7 protein-coding genes are annotated in these 8,331 nt (G+C 69.6%); all 7 read left to right on the plus strand.

From position 1 onward, the window contains the following. Nucleotides 1-123: 123 nt before the first annotated feature. Nucleotides 124-1,209: a branched-chain amino acid ABC transporter permease gene (locus ACFW16_RS18200; protein WP_380307489.1), complete on the plus strand. Its 1,086-nt coding sequence runs from the start codon at nt 124-126 to the stop codon at nt 1,207-1,209. A gap of 40 nt (nt 1,210-1,249) precedes the next feature. Then, a complete protein-coding gene (locus tag ACFW16_RS18205; protein WP_380307491.1) occupies nt 1,250-2,524 on the plus strand; it encodes an ABC transporter substrate-binding protein in 1,275 nt (424 codons plus the stop codon). 156 nt (nt 2,525-2,680) lie between these two features. Continuing rightward, nucleotides 2,681-3,478, plus strand: coding sequence for an ABC transporter ATP-binding protein (locus ACFW16_RS18210; RefSeq protein WP_380307493.1), 798 nt, complete (start codon nt 2,681-2,683; stop codon nt 3,476-3,478). Between the two features lie 92 nt (nt 3,479-3,570). Further along, nucleotides 3,571-4,797, plus strand: a complete 1,227-nt coding sequence (locus ACFW16_RS18215; protein ID WP_380307495.1) for a phenylacetate--CoA ligase family protein — start codon at nt 3,571-3,573, stop codon at nt 4,795-4,797. Nucleotides 4,798-4,903: 106 nt separating this feature from the next. After that, complete coding sequence (locus ACFW16_RS18220; RefSeq protein WP_380307507.1) at nt 4,904-6,022, plus strand: tryptophan 2,3-dioxygenase family protein; 1,119 nt, start codon at nt 4,904-4,906, stop codon at nt 6,020-6,022. Then, on the plus strand, nt 6,019-7,191 hold the full coding sequence (locus ACFW16_RS18225) for a hypothetical protein (protein ID WP_380307497.1): 1,173 nt from the start codon (nt 6,019-6,021) through the stop codon (nt 7,189-7,191). Before ACFW16_RS18220 ends, ACFW16_RS18225 begins: the two co-directional genes overlap by 4 nt. A 67-nt stretch (nt 7,192-7,258) precedes the next feature. Further along, complete coding sequence (locus tag ACFW16_RS18230; RefSeq protein WP_380307499.1) at nt 7,259-8,179, plus strand: phosphotransferase family protein; 921 nt, start codon at nt 7,259-7,261, stop codon at nt 8,177-8,179. Nucleotides 8,180-8,331 lie beyond the last annotated feature (152 nt).

Consider the following 8,331-nt stretch of genomic DNA (forward strand, 5'->3'; position numbering starts at 1 on the left):
CTTGACCCGGGCATCCAGGGCCGCAAGAACGGCTCCGGGTGGCCCCTGGATCGCCGGGTCAAGCCCGGCGATGACAAGAAGGGGAAGCGCCTTTCCCACTCGCCGGCAGGAAAGGTCTCCTGAATGGCCAACGCTTATGCCCGCCCCTGCGGCGATTTCCGCACCAGCTACGCCGCCGACACCACCATCTTCGACGACGCGTTCAGCCGGCGCAGCGTCATCGTCATCCTGGCTCTGCTGGCGTTCTCGCCGATCGCGGTGCAGCTCGGCTGGCTGTCCAAGGGCTGGATCGACAGCTTCATCGAGATCGGCTATCTCGCCGTCGCCGCGCTCGGCCTCAACATCCTGGTCGGCTTCACCGGCCAGATCTCGATCGGCCACGCCGTGTTCTTCGGCTTCGGCGCCTTCGCCTCGGCCTGGCTGAACCGCAGCACCGGCATCCCGGTGTTCTTCTGCATCCCGCTGGCCGGGCTGATGACCGCCGCGGTCGGCCTGGTCTTCGGCATCCCGGCGGCGCGGATCAAGGGCCTGTATCTCGCCATCGCCACCCTCGCCGCCCAGGTCATCCTCGAGGATTTCTTCGCCCGCGCCGGCTGGTTCACAGGCGGCGTCGCCGGCGCCCATGCCGCCCCGGTCACCCTGTTCGGCTGGGAGGTCGACCGCATCAACTACTTCTACGTCGTGCTGTTCTGGGGCGCGCTCTTGTACCTGGCCGCGACCAACCTGATGCGCTCGCGCGACGGCCGCGCCTTCGTCGCCGTGCGCGACCATTACCTGGCGGCCGAGATCATGGGCATCAACCTGACCCGCTACCGGGTGCTGTCCTTCGGCATCGCCGCCTTCTACGCCGGGGTCGGCGGCGCGCTGTACGCCCATTACCTGCAGGTGGTCTCGGTCGAGGAATTCACGATCCTGAAGTCGATCGAGTTCCTCGGCATGATCATCATCGGCGGCCTCGGCTCGATCATGGGCACCATCCTGGGAACCGTCTTCATGGTGTCGCTGCCCGACGTGATGGACTGGCTGGTGCGGCTGATCCGTGGCACCTGGCTGTACAAGACGCTCGACCTGCGCGTCGGCATCAACTTCCTGAAGGAGATGGCGGTCGGCGTCGCCATCATCCTGTTCCTGATCTTCGAGCCGGACGGCCTGGCCCATCGCTGGCGCCAGATCAAGGCCTGGTGGAAGCTGTACCCCTTCTCGTACTGAACCCGGCCGCGACAGAACGGCCGCCATGGAGGAGACACCGATGCGATCCCTGCTCACCGCCACCACCCTGGTCGGCCTGTGCGCCTTGCCTGCCTGGGCGGACGACATCCCGGTCGGCCACATCGCCGACCTGACCGGCGCCACCGCCTCGATCGGCGTGCCCTACGCCGACGGCGTGGCCGACACGCTGAACTGGGTGAACGAGAACGGCGGGGTCGACGGTGACGACATCGCCTTCGAGACCTACGACTACGCCTACAAGGCGCCGCAGGCGGTCTCGGAGTACCAGCGGCTGGTGGCGAACGAGCAGGTGGTGGCGATCGCCGGCTGGGGCACCGCCGATACCGAGGCGCTGATCGAGTTCGTCGGCAAGGACCAGATCCCCTACTACTCCGGCTCCTATTCCGGGGCGCTGACCGACCCGACCGGCAAGGCGCCGAAGGCGACCAAGGCGACGCCGTTCAACTTCTTCTACGGCCCCTCCTACTCCGACGCCTGCCGGGCGCTGGCGCAATGGGCGGCCGAGGACTGGAAGAAGAAGGCCGGCCAGGGCAAGCCGAAATGGGTCCATATGGGCGACAACCACCCCTACCCGAACTCGCCCAAGGCCGCCTGCAGCGAATACGCGCAAGAGCTGGGCTTCGAGGTGCTGGACCCGATCCAGTACACGATGGCGCCGGGCGACTTCACCCCGCAATGCCTGACGCTGAAGGAGAAGGGCGCCAACTACGCCTATGTCGCCAACATCGCCGGCTCGACCGTCTCGCTGCTCAACTCCTGCGCCACCGCCGGCACCAAGGTGCAGTTCGTGGCCAATGTCTGGGGCTATGACGAGAACGTCATGAAGGCCGCCGGTCCGAACGCCGACGGCGTCGTGGTCGCGGTCCGCACCGGATCGATCTGGACCGACAGGAACGCCGGCATGGACCGGGTGCGCGAGATCTCCAAGGTCAGCGATTCCAGCGGCGAGGCCTATCGCCCGCTGAGCTACATCGCCGGCATCTGCGCCACCTCCTACATGGTCGAGGCGATCAAGGCGGCGAAGGCCAAGGGCGAGGTCACCGGCCTCGCCATCCGCGACGCGATGTACGACAAGAAGGACTGGGTGCCGGCCGGGCTCGAGGCGGTGTGCCTGCCCTCGACCTGGACCCCGACGGACCATCGCGGGCTGATGACCGTGCCGATCTACCAGGGCCATGTGAAGGGCGCGACCCAGGGCAAGGAGGTCACGGCGCTGATGGCCGACGGCACCATGTCACTGGAGAAGGTGGCCGAGATCACCCTGCCCCGCCGCCCGGAATGGCTGGGGTATTGAGGTGTCGGGCGTCTTCGGCGCTTCCTTTCCATTCCTGTCATGCCCGGGCTTGACCCGGGTATCCAGGGGCGGCCAGAGCGGCTCTCGGTGGCCCCTGGATCCTCGGGTCAAGCCCGAGGATGACAAGGAAGAGAACCGGAAGCTCTTGGTGGCGGCATGACCGCCCCGCCGCTGCTCTCGGTCGAGAACATCGAGGTCGTCTACAACGACGTCATCCTGGTGCTGCGCGGCCTCAGCCTCGCGGTGCCCCAGGGATCGATCGTGGCGCTGCTGGGCGCCAACGGGGCCGGCAAGTCGACGACGCTGAAGGCGATCTCCGGCCTGCTGCGCACCGAGGACGGGGCGGTCACCCGCGGCGCCGTCACCTATGAGGGCCAGCCGATCCACCAGCTCGACCCCGGCGCCGTGGTGCGCCGCGGCATCTTCCAGGTGATGGAGGGGCGCCGCATCGTCGCCGACATGACCTGTGTGGAGAACCTCCGGCTCGGCGCCCACACCCGGCGCGACCGCGGGGTGGCCGACGACATCGACCGGGTCTACGGCTATTTCCCGCGGCTGCGCGAACGCAACGGCCTGGCCGGCTATCTCTCCGGAGGCGAGCAGCAGATGCTGGCGATCGGCCGGGCGCTGATGGCGCGGCCGAAGCTGATCTTGATGGACGAACCGTCGATGGGCCTGTCGCCATTGATGGTGAAGGAGGTGTTCGGCATCATCCGCCGGCTCAACGCCGATCTCGGCATCTCGATCCTGCTGGTCGAGCAGAACGCCCGCATGGCGCTGTCCTGCGCCGGATACGGCTATATCATGGAGAACGGCAAGGTGGTGCTGGACGGCACCGCCGAGGCCCTGGCGGCCAACGAGGACGTCAAGGAGTTCTACCTCGGCGGCGCCGGGGAACAGCGCAAGAGCTTCAAGAACCTGAAGAGCTTCAAGCGCCGCAAGCGCTGGCTGTAGGGCACTTCGCCTCCCGGCATTGTGCGGCCCGTCCGGCGGCGTCATGCTGGATGCGAGTCATCGCCCGGGCATCCGTCGAAACAGGGAATCCCATGGCCGAGCATTACGACGATCTCGAGACCCGTCCGGCCGAGGAGCGGGAGGCGTCGCTGCTGGCCGAGCTGCCGGCCCAGATCGCCCATGCCAAGGCCTCCGCCCCCGGCTACGCCAAACGTCTGGCCGAATTCGATCCGGCGGCGGTGACCAGCCGGGCCGAGCTGGCGGAATTGCCGCTGACCCGGAAGTCCGAGCTGCCGACGATCCAGGGGGTCGACCTGCCTTTCGGCGGGCTGACCACGATCCGGCCCGGGCAGTTCCGCCGGATCTTCGCCTCCCCCGGCCCGATCTACGAAGGCGAGGCGCACGGCATCGACAGCTGGCGCTTCGCCCGTGCCCTGTTCGCCAGCGGCTTCCGCGAAGGCGACATCCTGCAGAACTGCTTCTCCTACCACTTCACCCCGGCCGGCGTGATGTTCGAGACGGGTGCGGAGGCGCTGGGCTGCGCCGTGATCCCGGCCGGCACCGGCAACACCGAGCTGCAGGCCCGGGCCATGGCCGACCTGAAGCCGCGCGGCTATGTCGGCACGCCCGACTTCCTGAAGCTGATCCTGGAGAAGGCCGACCAGCTCGGCCACGACACCGGCTCGGTGACGCTGGCCCATGTCTCCGGCGGTCCGCTGCTGCCGCCGCTGCGCGAGTTCTACTCCGCCCGCGGCATCGACCTGTTCCAGAGCTACGGCACCGCCGATCTCGGCCTGATCGCCTACGAGACCGAGGCGCATGAGGGGCTGGTGCTGGCCGAGGGCATCCTGGTCGAGATCGTCCGTCCCGGCACCGGCGATCTGGTGCCCGAGGGCGAGGTCGGCGAGGTGGTGGTCACCAGCTTCGACCGCTGCACGCCCTGGATCCGCTTCGCCACCGGCGACCTCTCCGCCATCCTGCCCGGGCGCAGCCCCTGCGGCCGCACCGCGCCGCGGCTGCGCGGCTGGCTCGGCCGGGCCGACCAGAGCACCAAGGTTCGCGGCCTGTTCGTCCATCCCGGCCAGATCGCCGAGGTGCTGAAGCGCCACGGGCTGGAACGCGGAAGGCTGCTGGTCTCGAGCCGCCAGGGCATCGATGACGTGGCGCTGCAGGTGGAGAGCGCCGACGCCTCCGTGGCCGACGCCGTGGCCGACACCGTGCTCGACGTCACCAAGCTGCGCGCAGCGGTGACGGCGGTTCCGCCGGGCAGCCTGCCGAATGATGGCAAGGTGATCGACGACACCCGCAAGTTCGAGTGAGCCAGGAAGCCGCTGGCCGCCGCTTGCGATTCCCCGCACCGCCGCGCTAGCCTCCCCTCACCATCAGCACTGGACCGCGGTCGACTTCGGTCGGCAACCGGCAGGCATAGCCACCGGGAGACGCGCCATGGCCGAACCAGGCGTCCATTACGCATCCTATCTCCAGCTCGACACGCTGCTCGACCTGCAGGCCCGCGAAAGCGAGAAGGCCGGACGTCCGGCGCATGACGAGATGCTGTTCATCGTCATCCACCAGGCCTATGAGCTGTGGTTCAAGCAGATCCTGTTCGAGCTCGACGCCGTGCAGGGGGTGTTCGCCGCCGACCGGGTCGACGACCGCGCTATCGCCCGGGCCAGCCGCGCGCTGCACCGCATCCATGAGATCCTGAAGCTCGGCGTGCACCAGCTCGACGTGCTGGAGACGATGACGCCGCTCGATTTCCTCGACTTCCGCGACCTGCTGCGCCCGGCCTCGGGGTTCCAGAGCGCGCAGTTCCGGCTGATCGAGATCCGCCTCGGCCTGCGCGCCGCCGACCGGCTGGCCTATGAGGGCCGGTCCTTCGAGGCCCGGCTGGAGTCGCCGGGGCGTGAGCGGGTCGAGGCGGCGGGCGGCCAGCCCAGCCTGTTCGAGCAGCTCGACGCCTGGCTGGCCCGCACGCCCTTCATCGAGCTCGGCGGCTACCGCTTCCGCGAGGCCTACCGCCAGGCCGTGGTGGCGATGCTGGAGGGCGACATCGGCCACCTGACCGCCCATCCGACGCTGGACGAGGCGGCGCGGGAGAAGGAGGTGGCGGCGCTGCGCCAAGCGCTGTCCCGCTTCGACGCGCTGTTCGACGAGACGCGCCATGCCGAGGAGGCGGCGCAGGGATCCTGGCGCATGTCCTGGCGGGCGCTGCAGGCGGCCCTGTTCATCAACCTGTACCGCGACGAGCCGGCGCTGCAGGTGCCGTTCGGGCTGCTGAGCCTGCTGATGGACATCGACGAGACCATGACGCTGTGGCGCTACCGCCACGCGCTGATGGTCCAGCGCATGATCGGGCTGAAGACCGGCACCGGCGGGTCTTCCGGACACGACTACCTGGCCCGCACCGCGGAGCGGCACCGGGTGTTCGGCGACCTGTTCACCCTGTCGACCTATCTGATCCCGCGCTCGGCCCTGCCGCCGCTGCCGGAGGAGATCACCCGCCGCACCGGCCTGTCCTATGACGGGGAGGCCGGGGCATGAGCTTCAAGCCGCTGTTCTCCCGCTTCCTGGCGGCGGCGCCGGAGCGGCTGCATCTGGCCGCCCACAGCCACCACCTGTGGCCCGACACGGTGTTCGAGGCCCAGCTCCGCTATGTCGAGGACACCGCCCGCCTCGCCGACCACAAATGGGAGCATGTCTTCGGCACCGTGGTGCCGTGGCTGCAGGCGCGGATCGCCGCCATCCTGAGCCTGCCCGACCCGGCCTCCCTCGCCTTCGCGCCGAACACGCATGAGTTCGTGCGGCGGCTCCTCTCCTGCCTGCCGGCGGATCGGCCGGCTCGGATGCTGACCACCGATTCCGAATTCCACAGCTTCCGCCGGCAGATCGCGCGGCTGGAGGAGGACGGGCTGGTCCGGGTCACGCGCGTGGCGCAGGAACCGACGGCCGACTTCCCGGCCCGCTTCGCCGCGGCGGCCGGGGCCGGCGGCCACGATCTCGTCTTCTTCAGCCAGGTGTTCTTCAACTCGGGCTATGCGGTGCCCGACCTGGCGGCGCTGGTGGCGGCGGTGCCCGACCGGGAGACGCTGGTCGCGGTCGACGGCTATCACGGCTTCATGGCGCTGCCGACCGACCTGTCGGCGATCGCGCCCCGCGCCTTCTACATCGCCGGCGGCTACAAATATGCCATGGCCGGTGAAGGCGCCTGCTTCCTGCATGTGCCGCCGGGCTACGGCCCACGGCCGCGCGACACCGGCTGGTACGCCGCCTTCGGCGCGCTGGCCGGGGCGCAGGACGGGCGCGTGCCCTACGGCACCGATGGCAGCCGCTTCCTCGGATCGACCTTCGACCCCTCCGGCCTTTACCGGATGCTCGCCGTGCTCGACCTGCTGGCGGAGCGCGGCCTGGGCGTGCCTGAGATCCACGCTCACGTCCTGGCGCTGCAGGAGGCCTTCGCCGAAGCGCTGGCCCGGGCCGGGGTGCCCGACCTCGTCCGCGACCGGCTGCTGGTGCCGCTCGACACCCCGGTCCGCGGCCATTTCCTGACCTACCGCACCGACAAGGCCGGCGCGATCGACGACCGGCTGCGCGAAGCCGATATCGTCGTCGACCACCGCGACGACCGGCTGCGCTTCGGCTTCGGCCTCTATCACGACCTCGCGGAGGTGCCGGCCATGGCCGACCGCGTGGTCCACGCCTTGAGCCGGTAGCGGGACCGTGCGCGAGAGCTGGTCGAGGCCGTATCCGGCGATCGTCCTCAGCCCGGACGCCACGTCCGTGCTGGTCAGGTCCCTGCCCGGCCGGCCGGCTGTGCTGCGGGTCACCGAGCTGTCGGGCGGCCTCGCCAACACCAATCTCCGCCTCGACCTCGATAGCCATCCGCCGGTGGTGCTGCGGCTGTTCCAGCGCGACCCGGCCCAGGCCGCGAAGGAACGGGCGATCCACGCTCTCGCCGCCGAGCGCGGCTTCCCCGCCCCCAGGCTCCTGGGCAGCGGCGACGACCCGGCGACAGAGCTTCCCTTCGCCCTGCTGGAATGGATCGACGGTCAGCGGTTGGATGAAGCCGCCCGCGGGCTGGACGACACGACGCTGCTGCCGCTCGCCCGTTCCGTCGGCGGGGCGCTGGCAGCGATCCATGCGGTGACGTTCGACCGCACCGGCTTCCTCGACGCGTCGCTGGACGTGGCCGAGCCGGTCGATGCCGGCGGAACCGGGCTGACCGGCTTCCTGCGCCATGTGCTGGTCGACGGGTCCGGTGGCGAGCGGCTGGGCCGCGACCTGGCCGGCCGGCTGGTCGCCTTCGCCGAGCGCGAGGCCGGGCTGCTCGACCGCTGGCCCGGCCCGCCCTGCCTGACCCATTCCGATTTCGGCGGCACCAACATCCTGGTCCGCCATGGGCCGGAAGGCTGGGCCGTCGCCGCCGTGCTGGACTGGGAGTTCGCCTTCGCCGGCAGCCCGTTCTTCGATCTCGGCAACCTGCTGCGGCCGCCGCTCGGCTCTCGCCCCGGCTTCGCCGGCGCCGTTGCCGCCGGCTACCGCGCGGCGGGCGGCGAATTGCCGGCGGAATGGCGCCGGATGGCGGCGCTGGCGGATCTGTTCAGCTGGGCCGAATTCCTGACCCGCCCGACCGTCTCCGACGCGGTGGTCGCCACGGCGCGGCAGCGGATCACGGACACCATGGCGTTGTGGAATTCGTAGGTTGGGTTCGCGTTGCGAACCCAACAATCGTGCTGTCGGATGGAATGTTGGGTTCGCAAGTAACCCTCCGCCGGAGGCCGCCTTTGCGGGTTTGTCGGGTTGACCGAGGCTGAAGCGTTGGTTGACAGCGGCGGTGGTGGGAAGTGTCCACA

Origin of the sequence: Inquilinus sp. NPDC058860, from assembly GCF_042743185.1 — a bacterium.
GTDB lineage: Bacteria > Pseudomonadota > Alphaproteobacteria > DSM-16000 > Inquilinaceae > Inquilinus.

Coding starts and splice junctions, on each gene's coding strand:
- ACFW16_RS18215 (WP_380307495.1), top strand. CDS start 3,571: ATGGCCGAGCATTACGACGATCTCGAGACCCGTCCGGCCGAGGAGCGG.
- ACFW16_RS18225 (WP_380307497.1), top strand. CDS start 6,019: ATGAGCTTCAAGCCGCTGTTCTCCCGCTTCCTGGCGGCGGCGCCGGAG.
- ACFW16_RS18200 (WP_380307489.1), top strand. CDS start 124: ATGGCCAACGCTTATGCCCGCCCCTGCGGCGATTTCCGCACCAGCTAC.
- ACFW16_RS18205 (WP_380307491.1), top strand. CDS start 1,250: ATGCGATCCCTGCTCACCGCCACCACCCTGGTCGGCCTGTGCGCCTTG.
- ACFW16_RS18210 (WP_380307493.1), top strand. CDS start 2,681: ATGACCGCCCCGCCGCTGCTCTCGGTCGAGAACATCGAGGTCGTCTAC.